This is a genomic window from Aeromonas media, from assembly GCF_020423125.1.
In the GTDB taxonomy this organism is placed as follows: domain Bacteria; phylum Pseudomonadota; class Gammaproteobacteria; order Enterobacterales; family Aeromonadaceae; genus Aeromonas; species Aeromonas media.
In genome coordinates, this window is record NZ_CP075564.1 from 1,108,576 (window position 1) to 1,133,003 (window position 24,428).

Consider the following 24,428-nt stretch of genomic DNA (forward strand, 5'->3'; position numbering starts at 1 on the left):
GGCGGCGGCTTGGGCATGCTGGTGACCTGACACTCAGGAACGGATGCCCCTATTTTCATGTCGATCCCCCATTTGTCATTGCAAGACGCCCGCCACCTGCAACTCGCCGCCCAGGGGCTGCTGACCCCGCGCCGCGCCAAGGCCGGCCCCTCCGATCTGCTTGACTGCATCCGCCGCATGGCGCTGCTGCAGATAGACACCATCTCGGTGGTGGCCCGCAGCCCCTATCTGGTGCTGTTCAGCCGGCTCGGCCACTACGATCCGCGCTGGCTGGAGCAGTTGCTGGCCGAGGGGGATCTCTTCGAATACTGGGCCCACGAGGCCTGCTTCGTCCCCCGGGAGGATTACCGGCTGCTGCGCCATCGCATGCTGGATCCCGCCGCCATGGGCTGGAAGTTCTCCGCCCAGTGGCTCAAGACCCACGGCGGCGAGATTGCGCAGATAGTCGAGCGCATCCGCCGGGAGGGCCCGGTGCGGGCAGCCGATATTGGAAACGAAAGAGGCGAACGCAAGGGGGGCGGCAACGGCTGGTGGGACTGGAAGCCCGAGAAGCGCCACCTGGAGGTGCTGTTCACCGCGGGTCAGCTGATGGTGCGCGAGCGGCGCAACTTCCAGCGGGTCTACGATCTCGCCGAGCGGGTCATGCCCGAGTGGGACGACGGGCGGGATCTGCCGAGCCCTGAGCTCGCCCAGCGGGACATGGTGCGTGCCAGCTGCCGGGCGCTGGGGCTGGTCAAGACCGGCTGGGTGGCGGATTACTACCGGCTCAAGCGCGGCAAATACGATGTCCTGCTCCATCAGCTGGCGGACGAGGGGGAGCTGTTGCCGGTGCGGGTGGAGGGCTGGCAGCACGGTGCCTTCGTGCACGCATCGCTCTCCGATGAGCTGACCCGGGCCCAGGCAGGCAGCCTCAAGGCGACCCACACCGCCGTGCTCTCACCCTTCGATCCCCTGGTGTGGGATCGCAAGCGAGCCAGCGAACTGTTTGGCTTTGACTACCGCATCGAGTGCTACACCCCGGCCCCCAAACGCCAGTACGGCTACTTCGTGCTGCCTCTGCTGCGCCGAGGCAAGCTGGTGGGGCGCCTGGATGCCAAGGCCCATCGCAAGGAGGGGGTGTTCGAGGTCAAGAGCCTCTATCTGGAGCCAGGGGTCAGGGTGACCGCCAGCCTGGCGCAGGATCTGGAGAAGGCGCTGCAAAAACTGGCGCAGTGGCACCAGACCCCGCTGCTTCGCCTCGGCGCCATGCCGGCGCCCCTGCGGGCCCTGTGGCCGGAGTCAGCGCCGCTTCCTTGAGCAATACGCAGCCAGACAACGCGCCGCGCGCCAACCATCAACCAAACAAAAACCGGGCACTGGGCCCGGTTTTATCATCTGTTGCTGGCAACTAAAGGATTACTGGAGTACCAGCACCATCAGCAGACCGACGGTGATGGCTGACACCAGGAAGGCGAAGCCATAGAACACGTAGTGGTGCAGCTTGGTGGTGTGGATCCCGAGATCATGCAGGCCGTGGTAGATGCGGTGCATGCCGTGCCAGATCGGCAGGGCGATGATCACCAGCAGGATGCAGGCACCCCACCAGGAGCTGGCGAACTCGAGTGCGCGTTCGTAGCTCATGGTCTCCACGTCCATGATGCCCATGGGCACCAGCAGACCAGTAATGAGGACAATCACCGGCAGCAGCATGGCGACAACCATGCCACCGGCACCAAACAGTCCCCAGTAAATGGGCTCGTCAGAACGTCTCATCATTAATCTCCTCAAGCCACGATGATCAGGATCAGCAGGGATACCACCGCCAGCGCCACATACTGGGCGATGACGATAGGCTTCTCCGGCACCAGGTCTTCACCACGGAAAATACGCATGGCCTTGGGGGCCAGGGCGAACCAGGTCTTGGCGTGGAACAGGCAGGCTGCCAGCGCGATGACGTGGAACAGGATGGCGACCGGGCTTTGCAGGGATTCCAGCCAGCCGTTGAACGCTTCCTGACCCTGAACCAGCCGCAACAGACCCCACATCAGCACGACGGCATAGATGGAGACGAAGATGCTGGTGCCTTCGCGGATCATGTAACCGGTGTAGAAGGCATTCTTCAGCCACCAGTCTTTCTTCATTTCGCGCACGTAAGGCTTACGTTTGCTCTCTGTGTTGTTCATGGTCTCACTCCTCAATCCGGCTTGAACATGGCGATCATGTAGTCCTTGGCGCTCTCGACCTTGCCAAGCTGGATGGCTGCGGCCGGATCCACACCCTTGGGGCAGACATCGGAGCAATAACCCACGAAGGTACAACCCCAGACGCCCTCGTCCTGGCTGATGATCTTCATCCGCTCTTTGGACGCGCTGTCGCGGTTGTCGGCGTTGTAGCGATAAGCCAGCGCCAGGGCCGCCGGGCCGGTGAACTTCTTGTTGATGCCATACTGCGGGCAGGCGGCGTAGCACAGACCACAGTTGATGCACATGGAGAACTGGTGATATTTCGCCATGTCGGCCGGAGTCTGGGTGTACTCGCCGTCGCACAGGCTGCGCGGTTCGCTCGGGATGATGTAGGGCTTGATGCTCTCCAGCTTCTCGATGAAATCGGACATGTCGACCACCAAGTCGCGCTCGATCGGGAAGTTGTTGAGCGGCTCGATTTTCATCTTGCCCGGCAGGTAGTCCCGCAGGAAGGTCTTGCAACCCAGCTTCGGAATGCCATTGACCATCATGCCGCAGGAGCCGCAGATCGCCATCCGGCAGGACCAGCGGAAGCTCAGGGTGGAGTCCAGCTGATCCTTGATGTACTGCAGCGCATCCAGCAGGGACATCTCTTTCAGGTAAGGCACCTGGAAGGTCTGCATCCAGGGCTCGTTATCCTGCTCGGGACGGTAGCGCAGGATTTCAATTTCGATCATCTCAGCCATTCTTCTTAGCCTCGTCTTGTTTCTCACCCTCGGAACCGTACACACGCTTCGCCGGTTGGGATTTAGTGATCTTCACATCGGAGTAATCGATGGTCGGGGCCCCTTCCGGTGCATAGAAGGAGAGAGTGTGCTTGAGGAAATTCACGTCATCACGCTCCTCATAACCGTCCAGACGCTGGTGGGAACCACGAGACTCTTTACGGTTGATGGCGGAGTGCGCCATGGCTTCGGCCACGTCCAGCATGTAGCCCAGTTCGATGGCGTACAGCAGATCGGTGTTGAAGACCGAGGACTTGTCGTTGATCTTGATCTTCTTGTAACGGGCTTTGAGCTCGTTGATCTTGTCGATGGTGCCCTGCATCAGCTCTTCGGTACGGTAGATACCGACGCCAGCTTCCATGGACATGCCCAGTTCGTTGCGGATGTCGGCCGGGTTTTCGGTCCCGTCGATGTCCATCAGCGAGAGGTGCTGCTTGATCAGCGCCTCGGCCTTGGCGGCCAGCGCTTCGGTGTTGCCGTGCTGCTGGGTCGCCGCGAATTCGGCTGCCTGTTCACCGGCCACCTTGCCGAAGACCACGATCTCGGACAGGGAGTTGGAGCCCAGACGGTTGGCACCGTGCAGGCCAACGGAGGCACACTCGCCAGCGGCGTAGAGGCCGGGCATGCGGGTGGCGCACTTGCCGTCAGTTTCGATGCCACCCATGGTGTAGTGGGCAGTCGGACGGACCGGGATTGGCTCCTTGACCGGATCCACACCCACGTAGGCCTTGGCCAGTTCGCAGATGAAGGGCAGACGCTCTTTGAGGTACTTCTCGCCGAGGTGGCGCAGGTCGAGGTGAACCACGTCGCCCATCGGGCCCTGGATCACGCGGCCTTTCTGCTGCTCCTGCCAGAATGCCTGGGAGAGACGATCGCGCGGACCCAGCTCCATGTGTTTGTTCTTCGGCTGGCCGACCGGGGTTTCCGGGCCCAGGCCGTAGTCTTGCAGGTAGCGATAGCCATCCTTGTTGAGCAGGATGCCACCCTCACCACGACAACCTTCGGTCATCAGGATGCCGGTGCCCGGCAGACCGGTCGGGTGATACTGGACGAATTCCATGTCACGCAGCGGTACGCCGTGACGGTAGGCCAGCGCCATGCCGTCACCGGTGACGATGCCACCGTTGGTGTTGTAGCGGTAAACGCGACCGGCACCGCCGGTAGCCAGCACCACGGACTTGGCCTGGATGAAGCGGGTGATGCCGTTCTGGATATCGAAGGTCAGCACGCCTTGCACGCGGCCATCTTCGACGATCAGGTCCAGACAGAAGTGCTCATCGTAGCGCTTGATGGTCGGGTACTTGATGGAGGTCTGGAACAGGGTGTGCAGAATGTGGAAACCGGACTTGTCTGCGGCGAACCAGGTGCGCGGGATCTTCATCCCGCCGAAACGGCGGACGTTGGCCTTGCCATCCGGCTTGCGGCTCCAGGGGCAACCCCAGTGCTCCAGCTGGATCATTTCGTTGGTGGCGTTGTTGACGAAGTATTCGACTACGTCCTGCTCACACAACCAGTCACCACCGGAGACGGTGTCGTTGAAGTGGTTTTCGAGGGAGTCGTCATCACGCACGACACCTGCGGCGCCACCTTCGGCGGCCACGGTGTGGCTGCGCATCGGATAGACCTTGGAAATCAGGGCGATTTCCAGCTCCGGGTGGGCTTCTGCAATGGCGATTGCGGCACGCAGGCCACCGCCACCGGCACCGATGATGGCAACATCGGTCTTGATAATATCCACATCTGCCTCCTTAGGGATAGATTTGCTGGGCACGATTTTGCTCTATGAAAAAAATTCAGGCTTGATGCAAGTCAAACTGCTTTGTTTTAGTGCTTGGCAACGGTGATTTTTATTACAACCACCCCATTCCTTGGATGAAAATGCCGTCATTATCGCCATCCATCAGTGATCTGGATCAGCCGTACTCGCTACTCGAGTGATTTTAACCCCAAGATTGTACGTAGTTTTCTTTCAAAAAAATGAGAAATGCCTCTCTTTTTAGGTATTACCCATAAAGTTTTTAAGTTTTTTATCAGAAATGTTTAATGATAACTATTATCATGTTTGCGGCCGATGAAAAGACATCAAAAAAGTAATGCGAATATAGCCGTGGCAGGCATCATCTGTGTCAGAAGGATATTCGAATGGAGAGGCTGATCACAGAGTGTTCTGTGTCGAAGGGGAATTATAACCATTGAAACAAAAAGGGTTTATATAAAAAAGGGGCCTGGACGGCCCCTTTTGATTGGTTCGATCAGATGCGGAACATGCCGACCTGATTGTTGAGCTCACCTGAAATATTTTTAAGTTGAGCCGAGAGGTTGCGTGAACTGTCCGCATCCACCGCCAGCTCGTCCGAGACGTCCTTGACCGCCTGGATGTTGCGGCTGACCTCGTCGGTCACCGCCCGTTGCTCCTCGGCGGCACTGGAGATCTGGGTCGCCATGTCGGAGATCTGGTTGATGGAGGTGGTGATCTGCTCCAGGGCCTGGGTGGCGTCGTTCGCATCTTCCACACTGTTCTGGGCCAGCAGTTGACCCTCGTGCATGGTGCTGACGGCGCCCTGAGTGTTGCGCTGCAGGGTCTCGATCATGCTGCGGATCTCGACGGTGGAGCTGTGGGTACGTTGTGACAGCACTCGCACCTCGTCGGCGACCACGGCGAAGCCGCGACCCTGCTCACCGGCCCGGGCGGCTTCGATGGCGGCGTTGAGCGCCAGCAGGTTGGTCTGCTCGGCGATGCCCTGAATGGTGGAGAGGATGGTGTTGATCTCCTGGGCGTTCTTCTCCAGCTCCTGGATGATGCCGGAGGCCTGCTTGACCTGGGTGGCGAGATCCGTGATGGAGCGCTGGTTGCGCGCGATCACCTGCTTGCCGTGCTCGCAACTGCTGGAGGAGCTGCGGGCCGCCTCTGCGGTCTGCTCGGCATTGCTGGCGACCTCGACGGCGGTGGCGGACATCTCGTGCACCGCGGTCGCAATCTGGGAGATCTCGTTCTGCTGGCGGGCCAGCCCCTGGTTGGATTTCTCCGCCATGTCGTGGGAGGACCTGGCCTGCTGGTTGAGCTGTCCGGAGGAGTTGGAGATGTCCTGCACCATCACGTGGATGCGCTCAATGAAGGTGTTGACGTGTTTGGCGACGGTACCGACTTCATCTTCCCGCTCGATCTTGATGCGACGGGTCAAATCGCCATTGCCGCGGGAGAGATCGGCAATCGCCTCGCCCAGGGTTTTCAGTGGGGCCAGGGAACTGTTGATGGCCACGTAGGAGAAGCCGGCCACGATGAGGATGGTCAGCAGGCCCTGCAGCAGGGCGGAGGTGACCATGCGGGAGACGGACTGGTAGGCGACCGCTTCATCCACCACTATGCCGAAATACCAGTTGGTGTTGGGGATCTCGGTGAGATCGAACACGCTGGCCTTGCCGCTGATCATCATCTCGGAGATGGTGTTGTCATGGGCCAGCTCGTTGACCTTGGCCGCCGTCAGCTCGGGAGAGAGGGCGGTGGCGGGTTTGAGGGCCAGCGCCTTGTCCGGGTGGGCGATGATGGTGCCGTTGCTGTCCACCAGGATGGCGTAGGTGCCTTCCGAGTTCATGGCCAGCACGTCCCGCACCAGACCGTCGATGGAGACGTCACCGGCGATGACCCCGTCGGTGTTGCCACGGCTGAAAGGCTCGGCGATGGTGATGATTAGCTGGCCCGTGGTGATGTCGGCGTAGGGGGCCGTGATGGCGAGTTTGCCGGCCGCCGTGGCGTCCTTGTACCAGGGGCGCTGGCGCGGATCATAGCCGGCCGGCAGATCGGTGGGCTTGCTCTGGATCATCCGGCCATCCTTGGTGCCCACATAGACCAGGTCGAAGTTGCCCGCGTTCATGGACTGGGCCAGGTGACTGAGGGGCTCGTCCTCCTTGGTGAAGGCCTCCTTGGTGGCGGTGACCAGGTTGATGCGGGCATCGAGCCAGCGGGAGATGCCCTTCACGTTGGCGATGGAGCTGTCATCGATGAAACTCCAGATCAGCCGCTGGGTTTCGCTGCGCAGCTGGGTGGTGTTGTACCAGACCTGCAGGCCGGTGATGACCAGGATGATGGCCCCGATGGCGAGGACCAGCTTGTTCTTGATGGATAGGTTCATGTTTACATCCTTGTGAGCGTCAGTCTGAGATCTGTGTGGTGTTTGTTATTGTTATGAGCCAACTCTGTATCGGCTGAAAGTGGACTTTATGTATCCCGGTGCACAGAAAATTTTCGATCTTTTTTCACCTCCTGATGGCCTGCCAGGGCGTGCTAATACTCAGCTGAATCGATCTGGCCGGTTGGTAAAGATGCCATCGACCCCCATGGCTGCGAGGGCATCCCCATCACTCACCTCGTCGACCGTATAGACCAATACCTTTAACCCTCGGCGATGGGCATCCGCCACCAGTCCGGCGTCGACAAAATCCACGTCGCAGTTCAGGGACCAGGCCCCCAACTCTTCGGCGAAGCGGGCGCCGTGCAGCGGCAGGCTGGCGGTCAGGGCGCCGAGGCGCAGCTCCGGCCTCAGCCGGGCGAAGTGCGCCAGCTCGGGATGGTGAAACGAGGAGACGACCCAGTGGGGCGGGGTGAAGCCAAGCTCCGCCTCGGCCCGCCTGGTCAGGGCCGCCACCGGCTCGGCGGTGTGCGCCCCCTTGAGCTCGATGTGCAGCTCGCAGCGCCCCGCAATCAGGCTCATCACCTGCCACAGGGTCGGGATCCGCTCCCCGTCCCCCGCATCCAGGCTCGCCAGATAGTCCCGGGACTGCTCTGTCAGCACCCCATGGCCGTCGGTGCAACGCTCCAGCCGTCGGTCGTGGAAGACCCAGAGCTCGCCGTCTGCCCACTGTACGTCGAGCTCGATGGCGCCGACTCCGAGTGCGATGGCTATCTCCATCGCTTTGAGGGTGTTCTCCGGTGCCAGTTTGCTGGCACCGCGATGGGCAATGATCTGCATTCGCTGCTCCTGTTGTCGTCATTGGGGGATGAGTGAGCTAGAACCCCACCCTTCCCCTTATGAAGGGGAGGGAGCCATCAGCCTCGGCTCATCCTGATATCGATCTGCTGGTGGGGCAGATGCATGCCGAGCTGGTTGAGTTTCTCCAGGATCAGCGAGTGCACCTCATGGGTGATCGGCATTCTGTGGTCCATGTTGTTCACATAGAGCCGGATCTCGTAGATGAGGGCCGAGTCGGTGAATTCGATCAGGAACACCTCGGGGGTCGGGGTATCCAGCACCAGAGTGGACTCCTGCACGCACTGTTCCAGCAACTGTTGTACCCGTTTGGGTTCCTGGGTCAGACCGATGCGAATGCGCAGCTTGACCCGGGTGATGGCATCAGACAGCGACCAGTTGATGAACTGCTCGGTGATGAAGGCCTTGTTGGGGACGATGATCTCCTTCCTGTCCCAGTCCACGATAGTGGTGGCGCGGGTCTTGATCTTGGTGACAGTGCCGGTCAGATCGCGAATGGTGACGGTGTCGCCGAGCCGGATCGGCTTCTCGAACAAGATGATGAGGCCGGAGACGAAGTTCGCGAAGATCTCCTGCAGACCGAAGCCCAGACCCACCGAGAGCGCCGCCACCAGCCACTGGGTCTTGGACCAGTCGATGCCGAGCATGGAGAAGCCGGTGAGGGCGCCGATGAGGATCACCAGATACTTGCTGACCGTGGTCAGGGCGAAGCCGGTACCGGGGGAGAGGCTCAGGTGCTGGAGCAGGGTGAGCTCCATCAGCCCCGGCAGGTTGCGGGCGGTGACCACCGTCAGGATGAAGGCGAAGGCGGTCAGCATCAGATCCTGCAGGGTAATGGCGGAGAGTTGCTCTATGCCAGCCACCTTGCTGCTCACCTGCCACACCTCAATGCTGCTGAGGAAGCTGAACGCCGAGTTGAGATCCGACCATTGCACCAGTACCAGCATGGTGAAGCCCAGCATCAGCAGGGTGCGCACCAGGCCGAGGGACTGGGCGCTGATGGTGTCCAGATCCAGCTCAGGCTCCTCCACCACGTCCGGGATCTCGGAGCTTAAATCGTCATCCTCTCGTTCCCGCTGGGCCAGGATCTCGGCCCGCTTGCTCTTGGCACGATCGAAGGCGAGGCGGCGGCGCTGGATCAGCATCCAGCGGTGCGCCAGATAGTAGACGAGCAGGCAGCCGAGCCCAGCCAGCAGGCTCAGCTCCAGCTGGCGCAGCAGGATCCGGGAGGTATAGAAGTAGCCGAACAGGGTGCCCAGTACCGCCAGCAGGGGGGCCAGCATCAGGCTGTTCCAGATGAAGTGGTGCAGCAGGTGTGGCTTGGTCATGTCGGCCTGGCCCCAGGTGAGGGGCAGCTTCTCCCGGTTGAGGCGGGCGAAGAACAGCAGCAGCCAGAGGGCGCCGACGATGAAGGCCAGCCGGCCGAGGGAGTCGTAGAAGGCGTGCTCCTGATAACTGTTGGCCATGCCCTGCACGAAGAAGCTCGGGATCAGCACCAGCAGCAGGGTGCGGAACTGGCCCCACACCTTCTGGACCCGCTCTTTCTGCCAGCGGAAATGGAGGATGAGGATCCCCTTCTCCAGGGTGAGATGGCGGGCCACCAGCAGCGCCAGCAGCAAAAACCAGATCTCGCCAAGGCCGCGGGCCACCGCCACCGCGAAGGGGTATTGCCAGGCGCCGTCCAGCAGGCCGCGCATCATCAACACCATGGCGGGCAGCGGCAGGGCCGCGAGCAGGGAGCGCATCAGCAGCCGGCTGGTGAGGCTGAACTTGTCCTGGGTTACCTTGCCGATGCGCGGGGCTATGTAGTGGCTGTATTGCACCAGATGGCGTCCCAGCTTGGCCCAGCACCAGGCAAGCACCAGCAGACCGAGCCCGGCCAGGGTCAGGGTCATGGGGTTGTTTTCCACGATGGCCCTGGGCAGTTGCAGCCAGTTGACGGGATCGAGCAGCAGGCTCAGGGCGGTGGGCACACCGAGCAGGACGGCCGGGGTGAGCGGGCGCACATCCGGCATCCAGAACAGATGGCTGGCGCTGATCTCGCGGATCTCGTCGATCTTGCTGTTCTGGCGGCTGTAGAGCAGCTTGAGCCGGGTCTGCTCCTGAATCAGGGTATCCGAGGCGTCGTTGAGCCGGGTCAGCAGTTGTCGTCTGGCCTTGAGCAGGTTGTCGAGCACGGCACGCTGGGCCCTGTCCAGGGTGATCTCATCCCCGCTGAGCAGCTCGTTGCGGATCTGCGCGGGATCCTTGAGGGCATCCTGCTCGGTCTCGTACTGGTATTTCGCCATGCGCGCCTTGACGATGTCGGACTCCAGTTTCTCCAGCGGGAAGTAGGCCGGCAGATCGGCCAGCTTGCTGCGCAGGTTTTCGCCGTAGGCGTTGCTTATCTGCAGCCACTCCAGTTGTTCGCGCACCGAGTTGACCAGATCGTTCAGTCCTGACAGGGAGGTGTCGACGCCGCGCTGCTCGTCCTGTACCCGCTCTATCTGATCCTCCAGGGCACCCAGTTGCAGGGATAGCGCCTGGTTCTGCTGTTGCTGCTCCTGCAGCAGGGGCAGATCCGAGGTGAGCTGCCTGCGCAGCCGCTCGCTCTCCGCCAGCGCCTGCACCGTCTTTTCTCGCCGCAACTGGTTTTGCTGGGCAAGCAGGCTGTTCTGCCACTCGTCCTCGTCCGTGATGGCGAGGTTGAGCTCCTGTAGTTTCAGCTTGCCGAGATCGTTGCGCTGCTGGGCGGAGAGCTGTTCCAGTTCCAGCATCTGGATCCGGTCGGAGAGGCTCTGCTCCTTGAGGCGGGTGGCCAGTTGCTGGGCCTCCTGCAGCCTGTCCGACTCGTTGCTGAAGCTCAGGCGATCGAGCTGGGAGCGGGTCTGCAACAATTGCTTGCGCAGCTCATCGACCCGCACATGATACTCCTGGCCCGTGCTCTCCAGCTGGTTGAGGCTGTCGGTCACCGCCTGGCGCTCCTTGCGCAGGTTGATCTGGCGGTTGCTGCTCAGGCTGATGGCCTGGCGCAACGTCTCTTCTTTCAAGGAGGAGAGGGGTGGGCGGGGCTGGGGTTGATAGTTGTGCAGGCTCTCCTTGAGGCGAGCGGACTCCTTGGGGTAGTCGATGAGGATCTGCTGATAGGCCTTGCCCTGCTCCCGATAGCGCTGGGCGTCCCGGGCATACTGTAGTGCCTGCTGATAGCTCTCCCGCAGCTGCTGGTTTTCGAGGCTGTCGGTCTTGGGGACGCTTTGCAGCAACTCTTCCACCTGGGTGACGGCATCATCGGCCTGGACAGCGGAGAAGGGGAGCAGGCTGAGACAGAGCATCAGACAGAGCAGGCGTTGCAACATGGCGCACGTTTCCGTTCATGAGAAGTCGCCTTAGCCTAAAGCAGGGGCCGGGGCGGGTAAAGCCTTCCATATTAATGATCTGCAACATAAATAACGGGTGATCCGGGTCTTGTTTGGCTATTATTCTGGCCGTTTCCCTCCGTTGAGCAATTTATGTCCTCTGTCGATCTGGGCACGGCCCCCCTTTCCCGGCTCTTCCTGCGTTACGTCACCCCGACGGTAGCCGCCATGCTGGTCACTGGCGTCTATGTCACCATAGACGGCATCTTCGTCGGCCATCTCCTGGGTCAGGACGGTCTGGCGGGCATGATGCTGGCCTACCCCATCTGCGCCGTGCTCTATGCGGTGGGGGCGCTGATCGGCATGGGCTCCTCGTCGCTCGCCTCGTTTTATCTGGGCAAGGGGGAGCAGGCAAAGGCGCGCCACATCGTCGGCAATGCGCTGGTGATGGTGCTCATCGCCTCCGCGCTGCTCGCCTTCATTGGCATCCGGTATGGAAGGGAGATGCTGACCTGGATGGGGGCCGAGGGGGTCATCTTCGACGCCGGTTTCGCCTACCTGCAGTGGTACGCCTGGCTCGGGGTCTTTGCCGTGCTCTCCATGGCGTTCACCGCCCTGCTGCGCAACGACGGACGGCCCGGTCTCACCACCTGGATCCTGGTGGGGGGCGGCGTGCTCAACGTGCTGCTCGATTACCTGCTGATGGCAGTGATCCCCTGGGGACTGGCGGGGGCGGCCATCGCCACCATGCTCTCCCAGGCGGTGACCGGCGGTCTCTGCCTGTGGCACTTCTTCACCCCCCGCAGCCAGCTGCGCATCCGCTGGGATACTCTGGTGCCAGACTGGCGCCTGATGGGGGAGACCCTGCGACTCGGGGTGTCGAGTTTTCTGATGTACCTCTATCTGTCTGTGGTGCTGGCGCTGCACAACAAGGCGCTGCTGTCAGTCGGCACTTCGCTGCACGTGGCTGCCTACGGCGTCATCAGCTACAGCGAGGCCTTCTTCTATCTCATCTTCGAGGGGATCGCCATGGGCATCCAGCCCATCGCCAGCTTCAACGCCGGAGCGGGTAACTGGGCTCGGGTACTGCGGGTGCGCAACCTTGCGCTGGGGGTGACCCTGGCGGTGGCGCTGTGCGGCATGATCCCGCTCTACCTCTGGCCACAGGGGGTGGTCTATCTCTTTGCCGGCGACAACGCGGCCCTGTTGCCGGTGGCCAGCCTCGGCATCTGGCTCTACTTCTGGGGCCTGCCCATGGAGGGGCTGCTGCTGGTGGGCGCCACCTATTTCCAGGCCATCAACCGGGCCCGCATCGCCTCCCTGCTCACCGGCGGCAAGCTGGTGCTGATCGGCGGCTTCCTTTGGGGCTTCTCCTCCCTGTGGGGCGTGGCCGGGGTCTGGCTGGCGCTGCCCACCTGCAGCACCCTGCTGGTACTGGCGATGTGGCGGGCCATGGGCAAGGAGGCCGGGCAGCATGCCGCAACCCTGTGACTAGCGCCCCTCTCCATGAACGAAAAAGGCAGCCCGGGCTGCCTTTTTCGTTTCATCCTGCCCGGATCAGGGTTTGAAGGCGCCGATAAAGATGGCGGGATCGACGCGGGCGTCGTTGAGGCTGACGTTCCAGTGCATGTGGGGACCGGTGGCGCGACCGGTGGCGCCGACCCGACCGACGATGCCGCCACGGGGCAGGCTCTGGCCCAGGGTCACGTCGATTTTGGACATGTGGCAGAACATGCTGATGAGCCCCTGGCCGTGATCGACGAACACCGTATTGCCGTTGAAGAAGTAGTTGCCGATCAGGATCACCTTGCCGGCGGCCGGTGCCTTGATGGGGGTACCGGCGCCGACCGCGAAGTCGAGGCCGGAGTGGGGGTTGCGCTCCTCGCCGTTGAAGAAGCGGCGCAGCCCGAACGGGCTGGAGAGGGGGCCGTTGACCGGCTTGTCGAACAGCAGGTTGCTGGGCTGGGTGGGGCTGAAGGTCTGGTAGGCCAGGGTCTGCTCGGCCAGTTCCCGGTTGATGCGGGCCATGTCCTCGGCCAGCGGATTGACCTGACGGGTGTTTTTGAGCTTGATGTGCTGCTCCCGATAGTGCTTGTTGCCGACCGTGAAGCTCAAGGTGCGGCCATCGTTCGTGGTCACTTGATGGGGGCCGGGCTGGCTCTTGAGCGGGATGCCGACGATGGCGATCCAGCGCTTGCCCTCTTCCTGCACCACCAGGACGGGTTTGTCCTGATACCGCACGGCGGGCGCCTTGGCGCCGTCTCCCAGTTGCACCACGGCCACGCCTCCCGGCACTGGGTGGTTGAGCAGACGGCTGATAAAGCTGGATTCGGCGTGAAGAGCGGGACTGCCGAGCAACATGAGAAGGAAGAACAGGCGGCGCATGGTGGCTCCATCGAACAAGGCGGTGAGATAAAAAGGGGGAAAATGATGCCACATTCTTGCCCGGCTGTCCGTCACCTCGCGCCATGGCGCCGGACAGGAGACTGTGCCGCACGGCAAGATTGAGAATTCCATGCTATTTACTAATGTGTCACTAAAGGTATCTTTGAATGGCACCTATGACGGCAGGCAGTAAGGCACTGGCTGGGGAGCTTGTGGGCGGGCGAAGCACGGGCCGTCAATGGCCAGTGCACCAGTCCCTTCGTGGCGACCGGCCCCATCACCACCAGTACCCTCTATCAGCCCGGAGAAACCAGCGGTCCCACCGCCTTCTTGACCACGGGCACGGCTACCTGTGATTGCACCGGGATTTCGGTGGGGCTGTTTGTGACCGTCTATTACCAGGGGACCACCAACCTGCCCACCGTCTCCGATCCTCTGGGCACCCTCATCAAACTCAATCCCTATTTTGGCCTCAAAACTGAGTTCAATGCGGCAGGGGGATACCAGGAAGTTCCCTTCAGCGCCACGACCACAGGGCTGCTCAGTGCCTGCGTCGGTGGGTTGCTGAATGTCTCCCTGCTGGGGGGAATCAACGTGAATGGCGGCCGTTATACCCTGAAGCTGCTCAAGGGGGTCACGGGTACCCAGACCTTCAACGGCACCGTCGCCCACCTCTTCGTGCGGCGAGCCAGTGTACCCGACACCAGCCCGGTCAATGCCTTCAGCACCCTGGCGATGAACATCAGCGTCACCTCGACACCGACCTGCCAGTTCCCGGCCGGCACCAGCATTCCCATCGATCTCGGCGCCGTGGCGCAGAGTGTCTTCGTCGAGGGGGAGATACCCAGGGGTTATGCCCCGCGCAGCGTCAATGTGAGCGTGACCTGCAGCCAGATCCCGAGTGACTACGTGATACCGCTGTCCTACAGCTTCGGGGGGGCGCTCAGCAGCCAGAATCGCTTCATCACCACCAGCCTGGCCGGGGTCGGGGTGGGCATGGTCGAGCAGGATACGCTGACTCCTATTCCATTTGATACTGCCATCGCGGTACCCTACTCGGCGGCCAGCCACACCACCCAATATCAGGTGAGGCTGTATCCGACCCGGTTGCCGGGTCAGGTGGTGCGCACCGGTGCTTACACGGGCACCATCATGGTCACGGTGAGCGTGCCCTGATGACAGGGTTTTCTGCTGCTATTTTCGACGAGGTCAATGATGAACAGTGACAGCGCCCTGCGCCGCGAACCCAAACGCCACACCATAGGGCAGGGCTGGATCTGGATCCGCACCGGGTTCGACATCTTCAACAGGGGCATGGGCGCCAGTGTGGCCATGATAGTGATCTGGTTCCTGGTGGGCATGTTGCTGGAACAGCTGCCGGCAGGGGGCTTCATCTCCCAGCTGCTCTACATGGTGTGGGGCGCTGGCTGGGTGGCGGTGGCCCGCCGGGGTCATGAGGGCCAGCCCCTGCAGTTCGCCGATTTCTTCGCCGGTTTCCGTCACCGGCTGACCCCGTTGATGCTGGGGGGGCTGATGGTGCTCGCCCTGTTCATGGGGATACTGCTCATCTGCGCCTTCATGCTGCATCAGTGGGGCCTGACCGGTCTGCTCTCCCAGGATCCGGAGACCCTGACCCTGACGCCAGAACAGGCGCAGGGGTTCCTGCTCTGTCTGTTGCTGGGGCTGGCCTTGCTGGTGCCCGTGCTGATGGCCATCACCTTCGCTCCCGCCCTCATCTTCTTCCACGGCGTGGGGATCTGGCAGGCGGCCAGGCTCAGCTTCAAGGGTTGCTTGAGCAATATGTGGCCCTTCCTCTGGTGGGGGCTGCTGGGGGCCGTGTTGATCTTCTTTGGTGCGCTGCTTATGCTGGTGGGCTTGCTGGTGGTGTTGCCGGCCATCAACTATTCCATCTACGCCGCCTATCGCGACATCTATGTGGACGAGGAGGCTGCCGACGACGGCGAGCCGCCGGTCAAGGCGTTTGGTTTCGAGGCATAAGCCGACACAGGGATGACAGGGGCCGACAGGCCCCTTTTTCATGAGCTCTCAGCGGGCCTGCCACAGGGGATCGTCCGCCATGTGCGCGATCAGGAAGTCGAGGAAGCTGCGCAGCAGGGGGGACATCTGCTTGCGGGTGCCATAGACGGCATAGACGCCGAGCTGCTTGGGTTGCCACTGGGTCAGCAGGGGCACCAGGGCGCCGCTCTCCAGGTGGGCCTGCACCGAGTAAGCGGGTTGCAGGCTGATCCCCGCCCCATCCAGGGTCGCCGCCAGCAGCAGGTTGGAGATGTTGGCGCTGAGGTTGCCGCTCACCGGCACGGACTCCGGGCCCTCGGGCCCCTGAAATTCCCACAGGCTCTTGCCGAAATAGGTGTAGGTGAGGCAGTTGTGCAGAGCCAGATCCTGCACCCGCTGCGGCGGCGCATGATGGGCCAGATAGGCGGGGCTGGCACAGACGACGGAGTGGCAGGTGCCGAGGCGGCGCGCCACCAGGTTGGGATCCAGATCGTTGGTGATGCGCACCGCGAGATCGATCCGCTCCTCCACCAGGTTGACGGTTCTGTCCAGCAGCAGGATGTCGATGGCCGTACCGGGGTAGCGAGCCAGATAGTCGTTGGCAGCCCCGACCAGCAGCGCTTCGGAGAGGGAGTAGCTGCTGGTAATGCGTAGTTGCCCCTTGGGGGCGTCATCGCTCTTCACGGCAATCTGTTCCATCTCCTCGCCGAGCGCCAGCATGGCGCGGGCACGGTTCAGTGCCTCTTCTCCCGGCCCGGTCAGGCTCAGACGGCGGGTGGTGCGGTGCAGCAGGCGGGCGCCCATCCAGCGCTCCAGTTCGGCCAGATAGCGCGACACCATGGCGCGGGACATATCCAGTTTCTCCCCGGCGCCGCTCAGACTCCCCTGCTCGACAACGCTGACGAAGACCCGCAATGCGGTCAGTCGATCCATGTATGGCTCTCTATATGTTCGATATATGCAACAGTTATGTGCTTTTTACGCTGTATTTGCAACTTAGGCGATCCAATACACTCTGTCCATCAAATGAACCCCCGAATACTTAATGAGGAATAGATGATGAACAACACCCTGATCCGCAACCTGACTCTGGCGACCACCCTGCTGAGTGGCGCCGCACTGGCTGCCCCCCTGAGCGTGACTGTCTACAACCCTGGCGAGAAGGCGATCTTCCCGGTCTCCTCCTCACTGGTGACCGGTGACAAAGAGGCCATCCTGATCGATGCCCAGTTCGACGTGCAACATGGTCAGGCGCTGGTCGAGATGATCAAGAAGAGCGGCAAGAAGCTGACCACTGTGTATATCAGTGCCGGTGACCCCGACTTCTACTTCGGTCTGGAGCCCGTCATGGCGGCGTTCCCGGATGTCAAAGTGCTGGCCGACCAGCATGTGGTTGACCATATCAACCAGACCAAGGATGCCAAGCTGAGCTACTGGAGCCCGATCCTGGGCAAGGGCGCACCGAAGAGTCTGACCGTGCCGCAGGTGATGACTGCCTCCCACCTGACCCTGGATGGCGAGAAGATTGAAATCAAGGAGATGAACACCCCGAATGCCTTCCTCTGGGCTCCCTCCATCAAGACGGTGTTTGGCGGCGTGCCGGTATACAGCGGGGTGCATGTCTGGATGGCGGACAGCCAGACCAAGGCGGCCCGCAGCAACTGGGTCAAGGCGCTGGACAACCTGTTGGCTCTGAAACCCGAGCGCGTGGTACCTGGCCACTTCCTGGGCTCCGCACCCAAAGGCACTGCCGCCGTGACCTTTACCCGTGACTACGTCCAGCGCTTCGAGCAGGCGTTGGCCACTGCCAAGAACAGCGATCAGCTGATCGACGGCCTGAAGAAGACCTTCCCGTCCCTGCCGGTTGACGATGGTCTGGCCATCGGTGCCAAGGTCAACATGGGCGAGATGAAGTGGTAATGGCCTGAGTCCTTTTCCCTGTGTTTTTTTACCGGGCCCCAGGGCCCGGTTTTTTATCCAAGATTGAAGTGAGAATGAATATGAGCGAACAGCAAACCACCCTCCATTATGTCTATGACCCCCTCTGTGGCTGGTGCTATGGCGCCGCCCCCTTGCTCGAGGCCGCGGCCGGGATCCCGGATTTGCAGATCGCGCTGCATGCGGGCGGCCTCTGGCTGGGCTCGCGCCGCCAGCCCATGGGCCAGACCCTGAGGGACCATGTCCGCCCCCATGACGAGCGGATCCAGGCCCTGACCGACCAGCCTTTCGGTGAGCGCTACTTCAACGAACTCTTGCTCAGTGACGGCCTCTTGCTCGACTCCGAGCCCCCCATCCGGGCCATACTGGCGGTCACCGAGCTGGGTGGTGATGGCTTGAGCCTGCTGCATCGCATTCAGCAGTCCCATTACCTTGACGGTCAGTGGGTCGGTGACCAGGCCCATCTCGCGCGGCTGGCGCAGGAGCAGGGCATCACGCCGGAGGCGTTCGCCCTGGCCTTTGGTCAGGTGGATCTCGCCGGGCATCTGGCCCAAAGCCAGGGCTGGCTGCGTCGGCTCGGCGGGCAGGGGTTCCCGACTCTCGGGCTGATGCGGGGGGGAAGTCTCATCCCGCTGCCCGCCTCCTCATTCTTGGGGGAGCCGCAAGCCTTCGTGAGCCATCTCGCCGCCCTGATGGCGGCCTGATCCGGGCATGCCCTGGTTTGCCGCATCGGCCCTCAGGGTCACGGCAGAGGGCATGTCGGGTGAGCGGGGCAGGGGAGAGCGCTCCCCGTTTCGGGCTTCCCTTGTCCCCCGCACCGTTCTTGGGCATGCTAACGGCCTCTTTGATTGGCAGGATGCAGTACCTATGAACCTTCGCGATCTCGAGTACCTGGTAGCGCTGGAAGAGGAGAAACATTTTCGCAAGGCGGCGGAGCGCTGCTTCGTCAGCCAGCCGACCCTGAGCGGCCAGCTGCGCAAGCTGGAAGATGAGCTGGGGGTGATCCTGATCGAGCGCACCTCCCGCAAGGTGTTGTTTACCCCGGCCGGCGATGCCATGGCCCGGCAGGCCCGCAAGGTGCTCAAAGAGGTGCGCGAGCTCAAGAGCATAGGCCAGCACTTCGCCGAGCCCATGTCCGGCGAAATCCACATCGGCTTCATTCCCACAGTGGGTCCCTATCTGCTGCCCCACATCATTCAGGATCTGAGGGAACACTTCCCCAAGCTGGAGTTCTATCTCTACGAGGAGCAGACCCAGGTGCTGCTCAAGCGGCTGGAGGAAGGAGAGCTTGATTGCCTGGTGCTCGCCGAGCTGGAGGGCATGGACGGCTTTGGCTCCATCCCTCTCTATCAGGAGCCCATGTGGCTGGCGGTGCCCCAACATCATCCGGAAGCCAGTGCCAGGGCGGTGCCACTGCACAATCTTAAGGGCAAAAAATTGTTGATGTTGGCCGATGGACACTGTCTGCGGGAGCAGGCGCTGGGATTCTGTTTTGCCGCCGGCATCGGCGAGGATCAGCGCTTCAAGGGCACCAGTCTCGAGACCCTGCGCAACATGGTGGCGGCAGGCAGCGGCATGACGCTGGTGCCGAAGCTGGCGGTGCCCGCCAACGCCGAGGAGAGGGGCGTCAGCTATCGTCCGGTGATAGACCCGGTACCGGGGCGCACCATCTCCCTGCTCTATCGCCACTACTCGGTGCGCCGCCCCTGCTTCAATGAACTGGCCTCCCGCATCTCAGCCCTGATGAAAGGGCTGCTCGGCTGAAAGGCAGATAAAAAAACCGGCGCTAGAGCGCCGGTTTTTTTGCCTCAAGGGGCAGCTTAGAAGATGTCGTCGGTGGAGACGGGGCCATCGCTGCTGGAGCCATCGCCGCCGTAGACCTGATTGCCATCGGAGAGCTGGCTTGCATAGCGGGTCGGTTCAGTGCCTTCCTTGAAGAACTCCTCCATGCTGGCGCCATCGGCACGGTTGGTCAGCAGACCTGTCTCCCGATCGATGCGTACCTGCATGATCCCTTCGGGGACCGGCATCTTGCGCTCTGGCACTTGCTGCAGGGCCGTCTTCATGAAGTCGATCCAGATGGGCTGGGCGGCGCCGCCCCCGAATTCGGCCCGGCCGAGACCGCGCTGGTGGTTGTCAAAACCGATCCAGGAGGTGGCTACCAGATTCGGGGTGTAACCGGAGAACCAGGCATCCCTCGATTCGTTGGTGGTCCCCGTCTTGCCCGAGATGTCGTGACGCTTGAGGTCACGGGCCGCGCGCCAGCCGGTACCACGCCAGCCATTGCCACCCCAGATGGCGGTGGTCAGGGTGTCGGTGATCAGGAAGGCGCTCTGGGCACTGATGGTTTGGGGCGCCATGTTGTTGGGCACGACAGGGTCAATCGGGCACTGGGCCTTCCAGTCAGGGACTGTGTTGGCGTAGGCATCGGCGCTGTCGAGCCCGGCGGCGGCCAGTACACCGCAGTCGCGGCAGGCGGCAGCCGGATTGGCCTGATACAGGGGAGTGCCAAAGCTGTCGGTCACTTCGGTGATGAAGTAAGGCGTCACCTGGAAGCCGCCATTGGCCAGCACGGAGTAGCCACGCACCACTTCCAGCGGGGTGAATTCGGCGGCACCCAGAGCCAGGGATTCATTGGCGGAGATATGCTCGCGGGCGAAGCCGAAGCGGGTCAGGCCATCGATATAGGTATCCAGCCCGATGGCGCGCATCAGCCGGACCGACATCACGTTCTTGGACTTGGCGAGGCCAAGGCGCAATGTGGTCGGGCCTTCATAGATGGCCGGCGAGTTTTTTGGTTGCCACATGGGACCCTTGGCGGGATCCCACTGGTTGATCGGGGCGTCGTTGATGAGGGATGCCAGGGTATAACCCTGCTCCAGCGCGGTGGCATAGAGGAAGGGCTTGATGTTGGAGCCGACTTGGCGACGAGCCTGATCGACCCGGTTGAACTTGGAGATCTCGAAGCTGAAGCCACCAACCAGGGCCTCGATGGCACCGTCCTGCGGGTTCATGGCGACCAGGGCGGCGTTGACGTCAGGGATCTGGGAGAGCAGCAGCTCTTCCCCTTTCTCCCGCACCCAGATCTGGGCACCGACCTTCAGTACGTCCCGTGCCGATTTCGGTGGATAGGTCTGGCGATCATCGGTGATGAAAGTTCGGGCCCACTTGATACCGTTCCAGCCGAGTTCTGCCTGCTTGCCATTCTTCAGCACCAGGGTGGCGCTCTTGTCGCCGACCTTGGTGACCACGGCGGCCATCAGGGGTTGGTAGGTCGGTTGCTTTGCCAGGTGGGCCATGATCTGATCGTAGTCCCAGGCCGTTTCCCCGGCCTTCCACAGCAGGGCGGTCGGGCCGCGATAGCCGTGGCGGGTGTCATAGTCGAAGACGCCGTCCAGTAGCGCCTGGTGGGCGGCGCGCTGGCGCTTGGCGGTGACAGTGGTGTAAACGTGCAGCCCCATGGTGTAGGCATCTTCACCAAACTGCTCCACCATCTTCTGGCGCACCATCTCGCTCAGGTAAGGGGCATTGAGAGTCGTCTCGGCACCGTGGTAACGGGCTTTGACCGGCATCTTGGAGGCCTCGTCAAACTGGGCCTGGGTGATCTTGCCGGTCTCCAGCATGCGGCCCAACACCACGTTGCGACGTGCAAAGGCACGTTCCGGCGAACGGATGGGGTTCAGCATGGAAGGGGCTTTCGGCAACCCGGCGATGATGGCGATCTCGTCCAGGGTCAGATCCTTGACGTCTTTGCCGAAGTAGACCTGGGCGGCGGCGCCGACCCCGAATGCCCGGTAACCGAGGGGGATTTTGTTGAGATAAAGGGTGAGGATCTCATCCTTGGAGAGATTCTGCTCGATGCGCCAGGCCAGGAACACTTCCTTTATTTTGCGCACCAGGGTCTTCTCGTTGCTCAGGAAGAAGTTGCGCGCAACCTGCTGGGTGATGGTACTGGCGCCCTGGCGGGCCTGGCCGGAGACGGCCCAGACGGTGGCGGCCCGGATGATGCCGATGGGGTCTATGCCCGGGTGCTCATAGAAACGGGCATCCTCGGTGGCGAGCACCGCATCTATCATGGGCTGGGGGATTTCATCCAACCGCAACGGGATACGACGAATCTCGCCGAACTGGGAGATCAGTTCCCCGTCCCGGCTGTACACCTTCATCGGAGTGGCCAGTTTGACATCGCGCAGGGCGCTCACATCCGGCAACTGGGGCTTGATGTAGAAGTAGATACCGATGAGGCTGGCAACACCCAGCACTGCACCCAGCATCATGACAATAAACAGGCGAACGAGCCATTTCAGCATGGAAGAACTACCAATCGTCTTAAAATTAGCCAACGGGCGCAGAGTATAGCCTTTTTACCCTCGCGGATTCGAGGTTTTCCTGTCCGGGGACATCGACCTCGAGAAGAGGCGGGAGGTTAGCATTCCAGGACGCAATTACCAAGGGGGCCGCAATCAAGGCCGAAAGGAGAGGAGCGTCAACTTTTGACATAAACTTTATGACATTGATAGATAGAGCATTATATTGAGTTAAGTCATCACGTCGTGATGCACTGTCCTACAATAAGTCCTAAAACCCAATAACGCATGGATGTGTATATGTTTGGGCTATTAAGTAAGGGATCCCTCCTCTCCTTGGCGGGCATTGATTTTGGCAGTCAAACCATCAAGGCCGTCACCCTCAGCGGACGTCCTGGCAAGGTGCATCTCGAATCGGTTGCCGAGATCCCCATGCCCAAGGGCACCCTGGTCGATTATCAACTGCAGGACATTGAACGGGTCGGTCAGTCCCTCAAGTCGCTCAAGCGGCTCATACAAGGGGACTGTCAGCTCGTGGCCACGGCCGTGACGGGCTCCAATGTCATCACCAAGGTCATTCAGGTTGATGCCAACATCAACGAGAACGAGCTGGAGAACCAGGTTCACCTGGAGGCAGAGCAGCTCATTCCCTTCCCCCTCGATGAGGTCAGTCTGGATTTCGAGATCCTCGGCCTGACGGCCGATGAGAGCCGCCAGGAGGTGCTGCTGAGTGCGGCGCGCACCGAGAGCGTCAACGGCCGGGTCAGTGCGCTGATGGAGGCCGATATGAAGACCATGGTGGTAGATGTGGGTGCCCATGCGCTGGGGCGTGCCGTGCTCGCCTGTCTACCCGAGCTGAAAACCTGGGACAAGCCGGTCGGTATCGTCGACATAGGCGCCAGTGCCATGACCTTTGCCGCGCTGCTCAAGGGGGAGGTCGTCTACTCTCGTCTGCAGAATTTCGGTGGCGATCAATACAGCCAGGCCCTGGCCTCTTTTTACAGCATGAGTCTGGATGAGGCGGAGCTTGCCAAGGTACAGGGTCGCTTGCCTGCCGACCATGAGGTGGATGTGTTGTTGCCTCATCTCAACACCCTGGTGTTGCAGGTAAAGCGTAATGTGCAGCTATTTTGCAGTTCGTCGGGCAACAAGGAACTGTCAAAACTGGTTCTGACGGGAGGGGGCAGCCTGCTGCCTGGTCTCGTCGGGCAGATAGGCAGCGAGCTCAACTGTGACGTCCTGCATCCCGACCCCTTTGCCTTGTTTGGCAAGCCGAAGGGAGAAGGAGGCCTCATCCATGGAGCCAAGTACATGGCGGCATTCGGTCTGGCACTGCGGAGCTTCACACCATGTCAAATATAAACCTACTGCCCTGGCGACTGGCCAGGGCCCAGCGTCAGAAGAAACAGTTTGGCATCATGATCGGTCTGTTCCTCGCGGCCACGGCCTCCCTTGCCTTTGCCGTCGACTGGCTGGTGCAGCAGCAGATCGGGTATCAGCAGCAGCGCAACCAACGTCTGCTGCAGGAGATGGCCACACTCGATACCCAGCTTGGCGAGATCCGGTTGCTCAAGGAGCGTCGCAAGGAACTGATCGACCGGATGCAGCTTATCGAGCAGTTGCAGACAAGACGCAACATACCGGTACGCCTGTTCAACCAGCTCCCCGTGCTGGTGCCCAACGGTGTCTACCTCAATACCCTGGCCTTGCAGGCCAACAGAATTGATGTCAACGGCAAGGCTGAAGCCTATGGCCGGGTTGCCAGCATGATGAGGCGCATCGATGGTTCGGGCTGGTTGGGGCAGTCTCAGCTCAGCACTATTTTTACTGCGGATGTGGCGCCCGTGGCCCTCAGCCAGTTCTCCATGATGTTCCAGATTGCTGGCGTAGCTCCGGCCGCGGCTAAGGGGCAAAAATGAACCTGCAACAGTTCAATGACCTGGATCTCAATGACATCGCGCGTTGGCCCAAGGTTGCCAAGGGGATCTTCATCCTGTTTTGCTGTGCCTTGCTGGGGGGGGCCATCTACTACTATGTGATTGCCAATTCCCTGACGGCCTTGCGGCAGGAGGCCGTCAAAGAGCAGGAGCTGAAGGCCCAATTCGAGAGCAAGGCCATGCTGGCTGCCAACCTGGAGGCATACCGGAAGCAGATGGTGCAACTGGAGCATTTGGTGGATGCCCAGCTCAAGCAGTTGCCCAACACCCATGAAGTGGCAGGGCTGCTGGATGACATCAGCTTTATCGCCACCGACAACGGGCTCAAATTGAACAGGATTAACTGGGAAGCAGAGGTCAAACACGAATTCTCGACCGAACTTCCCATGCGCATCGAGGTGGTGGGCACCTATCACGAGCTTGGCAAGTTCACGGCTGACATGGCTGCATTGCCGCGCATCGTCATCCTGGAGTCGTTTCAGCTCAATCAAAGCCGGGATCAGGGCGAATTGATAGGCATGTCCATGCAGGCCAAGACCTACAAATACAACGGTAAAACCCTGGAGCAGAAGCCATGA

The 24,428-nt window shown here is 61.3% G+C and carries 20 protein-coding genes; 10 read left to right on the forward strand and 10 right to left on the reverse strand.

What is annotated here, in order from left to right:
• Positions 1 to 57: 57 nt before the first annotated feature.
• On the forward strand, positions 58 to 1,296 hold the full coding sequence (locus KI797_RS05285) for a winged helix-turn-helix domain-containing protein (RefSeq protein ID WP_042649593.1): 1,239 nt from the start codon (positions 58 to 60) through the stop codon (positions 1,294 to 1,296).
• 99 nt (positions 1,297 to 1,395) lie between these two features.
• On the opposite strand, the gene frdD is transcribed toward KI797_RS05285, so the two are convergent.
• The 7 genes from frdD to mscM all read right to left on the reverse strand — a co-directional run bounded on the left by frdD (position 1,396) and on the right by mscM (position 11,267).
• Positions 1,396 to 1,752, reverse strand: coding sequence for a fumarate reductase subunit FrdD (gene frdD / locus KI797_RS05290; protein WP_041205216.1), 357 nt, complete (start codon positions 1,750 to 1,752; stop codon positions 1,396 to 1,398).
• 11 nt (positions 1,753 to 1,763) lie between these two features.
• Entirely contained in the window at positions 1,764 to 2,162 is a 399-nt protein-coding gene (locus tag KI797_RS05295) for a fumarate reductase (RefSeq protein ID WP_041205215.1), read from the reverse strand.
• A gap of 11 nt (positions 2,163 to 2,173) precedes the next feature.
• Positions 2,174 to 2,908: a succinate dehydrogenase/fumarate reductase iron-sulfur subunit gene (locus KI797_RS05300; RefSeq protein WP_005317203.1), complete on the reverse strand. Its 735-nt coding sequence runs from the start codon at positions 2,906 to 2,908 to the stop codon at positions 2,174 to 2,176.
• Positions 2,901 to 4,685, reverse strand: coding sequence for a fumarate reductase (quinol) flavoprotein subunit (gene frdA / locus KI797_RS05305; RefSeq protein WP_042649592.1), 1,785 nt, complete (start codon positions 4,683 to 4,685; stop codon positions 2,901 to 2,903). The genes KI797_RS05300 and frdA overlap by 8 nt, the downstream gene beginning before the upstream one ends.
• Positions 4,686 to 5,199: 514 nt before the next feature.
• Positions 5,200 to 7,077 (reverse strand): methyl-accepting chemotaxis protein, encoded by a 1,878-nt coding sequence (locus KI797_RS05310; RefSeq protein WP_005329900.1) that lies wholly within the window; start codon positions 7,075 to 7,077, stop codon positions 5,200 to 5,202.
• Positions 7,078 to 7,236: 159 nt separating this feature from the next.
• Positions 7,237 to 7,914, reverse strand: a complete 678-nt coding sequence (locus KI797_RS05315; RefSeq protein WP_042649591.1) for a glycerophosphodiester phosphodiesterase — start codon at positions 7,912 to 7,914, stop codon at positions 7,237 to 7,239.
• A 77-nt stretch (positions 7,915 to 7,991) separates the two neighbouring features.
• On the reverse strand, positions 7,992 to 11,267 hold the full coding sequence (gene mscM, locus KI797_RS05320) for a miniconductance mechanosensitive channel MscM (RefSeq protein ID WP_226171865.1): 3,276 nt from the start codon (positions 11,265 to 11,267) through the stop codon (positions 7,992 to 7,994).
• A 153-nt stretch (positions 11,268 to 11,420) separates the two neighbouring features.
• Between mscM and KI797_RS05325 the strand changes: the two genes are divergently transcribed.
• Positions 11,421 to 12,758, forward strand: coding sequence for an MATE family efflux transporter (locus KI797_RS05325; protein WP_226171868.1), 1,338 nt, complete (start codon positions 11,421 to 11,423; stop codon positions 12,756 to 12,758).
• Between the two features lie 66 nt (positions 12,759 to 12,824).
• Here the strand turns inward: KI797_RS05325 and KI797_RS05330 are convergent, their stop codons facing one another.
• Positions 12,825 to 13,652 (reverse strand): M23 family metallopeptidase, encoded by an 828-nt coding sequence (locus tag KI797_RS05330; protein ID WP_042649587.1) that lies wholly within the window; start codon positions 13,650 to 13,652, stop codon positions 12,825 to 12,827.
• Between the two features lie 210 nt (positions 13,653 to 13,862).
• Here KI797_RS05330 and KI797_RS05335 point away from each other — a divergent pair, with 210 nt between their 5' ends.
• Positions 13,863 to 14,828 carry a fimbrial protein gene (locus tag KI797_RS05335; protein ID WP_226171870.1) on the forward strand — a complete coding sequence of 322 codons (966 nt, stop codon included), beginning with the start codon at positions 13,863 to 13,865 and terminating at the stop codon, positions 14,826 to 14,828.
• 39 nt (positions 14,829 to 14,867) lie between these two features.
• Positions 14,868 to 15,650 (forward strand): BPSS1780 family membrane protein, encoded by a 783-nt coding sequence (locus KI797_RS05340; protein ID WP_041205209.1) that lies wholly within the window; start codon positions 14,868 to 14,870, stop codon positions 15,648 to 15,650.
• A gap of 48 nt (positions 15,651 to 15,698) precedes the next feature.
• On the opposite strand, the gene KI797_RS05345 is transcribed toward KI797_RS05340, so the two are convergent.
• A complete protein-coding gene (locus KI797_RS05345) occupies positions 15,699 to 16,601 on the reverse strand; it encodes a LysR family transcriptional regulator (protein WP_226171872.1) in 903 nt (300 codons plus the stop codon).
• Positions 16,602 to 16,727: 126 nt separating this feature from the next.
• On the opposite strand from KI797_RS05345, the gene KI797_RS05350 reads away from it, so the two are divergent.
• The 3 genes from KI797_RS05350 (at position 16,728) to oxyR (ending at position 19,370) form a co-directional block, all read left to right on the forward strand.
• Positions 16,728 to 17,588, forward strand: a complete 861-nt coding sequence (locus KI797_RS05350; protein ID WP_226173019.1) for a Vmh family MBL fold metallo-hydrolase — start codon at positions 16,728 to 16,730, stop codon at positions 17,586 to 17,588.
• 74 nt (positions 17,589 to 17,662) lie between these two features.
• Positions 17,663 to 18,310: a DsbA family protein gene (locus tag KI797_RS05355; RefSeq protein WP_226171874.1), complete on the forward strand. Its 648-nt coding sequence runs from the start codon at positions 17,663 to 17,665 to the stop codon at positions 18,308 to 18,310.
• A gap of 163 nt (positions 18,311 to 18,473) precedes the next feature.
• A complete protein-coding gene (oxyR, locus tag KI797_RS05360; protein ID WP_005329937.1) occupies positions 18,474 to 19,370 on the forward strand; it encodes a DNA-binding transcriptional regulator OxyR in 897 nt (298 codons plus the stop codon).
• 56 nt (positions 19,371 to 19,426) lie between these two features.
• Here the strand turns inward: oxyR and KI797_RS05365 are convergent, their stop codons facing one another.
• Positions 19,427 to 21,916, reverse strand: coding sequence for a penicillin-binding protein 1A (locus tag KI797_RS05365; RefSeq protein WP_041205207.1), 2,490 nt, complete (start codon positions 21,914 to 21,916; stop codon positions 19,427 to 19,429).
• Between the two features lie 297 nt (positions 21,917 to 22,213).
• On the opposite strand from KI797_RS05365, the gene tapM reads away from it, so the two are divergent.
• From tapM to tapO, 3 genes are read left to right on the forward strand one after another with little or no spacing between them, the layout of a single operon-like run.
• Positions 22,214 to 23,275, forward strand: a complete 1,062-nt coding sequence (tapM, locus tag KI797_RS05370; RefSeq protein WP_041205206.1) for a PilM family type IVa pilus assembly protein TapM — start codon at positions 22,214 to 22,216, stop codon at positions 23,273 to 23,275.
• Positions 23,263 to 23,832 (forward strand): PilN family type IV pilus biogenesis protein TapN, encoded by a 570-nt coding sequence (tapN, locus tag KI797_RS05375; protein WP_005329944.1) that lies wholly within the window; start codon positions 23,263 to 23,265, stop codon positions 23,830 to 23,832. Before tapM ends, tapN begins: the two co-directional genes overlap by 13 nt.
• A complete protein-coding gene (gene tapO, locus KI797_RS05380; RefSeq protein WP_005329946.1) occupies positions 23,829 to 24,428 on the forward strand; it encodes a PilO family type IV pilus biogenesis protein TapO in 600 nt (199 codons plus the stop codon). Before tapN ends, tapO begins: the two co-directional genes overlap by 4 nt.

Bases quoted from the DNA above. Each gene is read 5' to 3' on its own strand.
- KI797_RS05285 (WP_042649593.1), top strand. From the start codon at position 58: ATGTCGATCCCCCATTTGTCATTGCAAGACGCCCGCCACCTGCAACTC.
- frdD (WP_041205216.1), bottom strand. From the start codon at position 1,752: ATGAGACGTTCTGACGAGCCCATTTACTGGGGACTGTTTGGTGCCGGT.
- KI797_RS05295 (WP_041205215.1), bottom strand. From the start codon at position 2,162: ATGAACAACACAGAGAGCAAACGTAAGCCTTACGTGCGCGAAATGAAG.
- KI797_RS05300 (WP_005317203.1), bottom strand. From the start codon at position 2,908: ATGGCTGAGATGATCGAAATTGAAATCCTGCGCTACCGTCCCGAGCAG.
- KI797_RS05310 (WP_005329900.1), bottom strand. From the start codon at position 7,077: ATGAACCTATCCATCAAGAACAAGCTGGTCCTCGCCATCGGGGCCATC.
- KI797_RS05315 (WP_042649591.1), bottom strand. From the start codon at position 7,914: ATGCAGATCATTGCCCATCGCGGTGCCAGCAAACTGGCACCGGAGAAC.
- mscM (WP_226171865.1), bottom strand. From the start codon at position 11,267: ATGTTGCAACGCCTGCTCTGTCTGATGCTCTGTCTCAGCCTGCTCCCC.
- KI797_RS05325 (WP_226171868.1), top strand. From the start codon at position 11,421: ATGTCCTCTGTCGATCTGGGCACGGCCCCCCTTTCCCGGCTCTTCCTG.
- KI797_RS05330 (WP_042649587.1), bottom strand. From the start codon at position 13,652: ATGCGCCGCCTGTTCTTCCTTCTCATGTTGCTCGGCAGTCCCGCTCTT.
- KI797_RS05340 (WP_041205209.1), top strand. From the start codon at position 14,868: ATGAACAGTGACAGCGCCCTGCGCCGCGAACCCAAACGCCACACCATA.
- KI797_RS05345 (WP_226171872.1), bottom strand. From the start codon at position 16,601: ATGGATCGACTGACCGCATTGCGGGTCTTCGTCAGCGTTGTCGAGCAG.
- KI797_RS05350 (WP_226173019.1), top strand. From the start codon at position 16,728: ATGAACAACACCCTGATCCGCAACCTGACTCTGGCGACCACCCTGCTG.
- KI797_RS05355 (WP_226171874.1), top strand. From the start codon at position 17,663: ATGAATATGAGCGAACAGCAAACCACCCTCCATTATGTCTATGACCCC.
- oxyR (WP_005329937.1), top strand. From the start codon at position 18,474: ATGAACCTTCGCGATCTCGAGTACCTGGTAGCGCTGGAAGAGGAGAAA.
- KI797_RS05365 (WP_041205207.1), bottom strand. From the start codon at position 21,916: ATGCTGAAATGGCTCGTTCGCCTGTTTATTGTCATGATGCTGGGTGCA.
- tapM (WP_041205206.1), top strand. From the start codon at position 22,214: ATGTTTGGGCTATTAAGTAAGGGATCCCTCCTCTCCTTGGCGGGCATT.
- tapN (WP_005329944.1), top strand. From the start codon at position 23,263: ATGTCAAATATAAACCTACTGCCCTGGCGACTGGCCAGGGCCCAGCGT.
- tapO (WP_005329946.1), top strand. From the start codon at position 23,829: ATGAACCTGCAACAGTTCAATGACCTGGATCTCAATGACATCGCGCGT.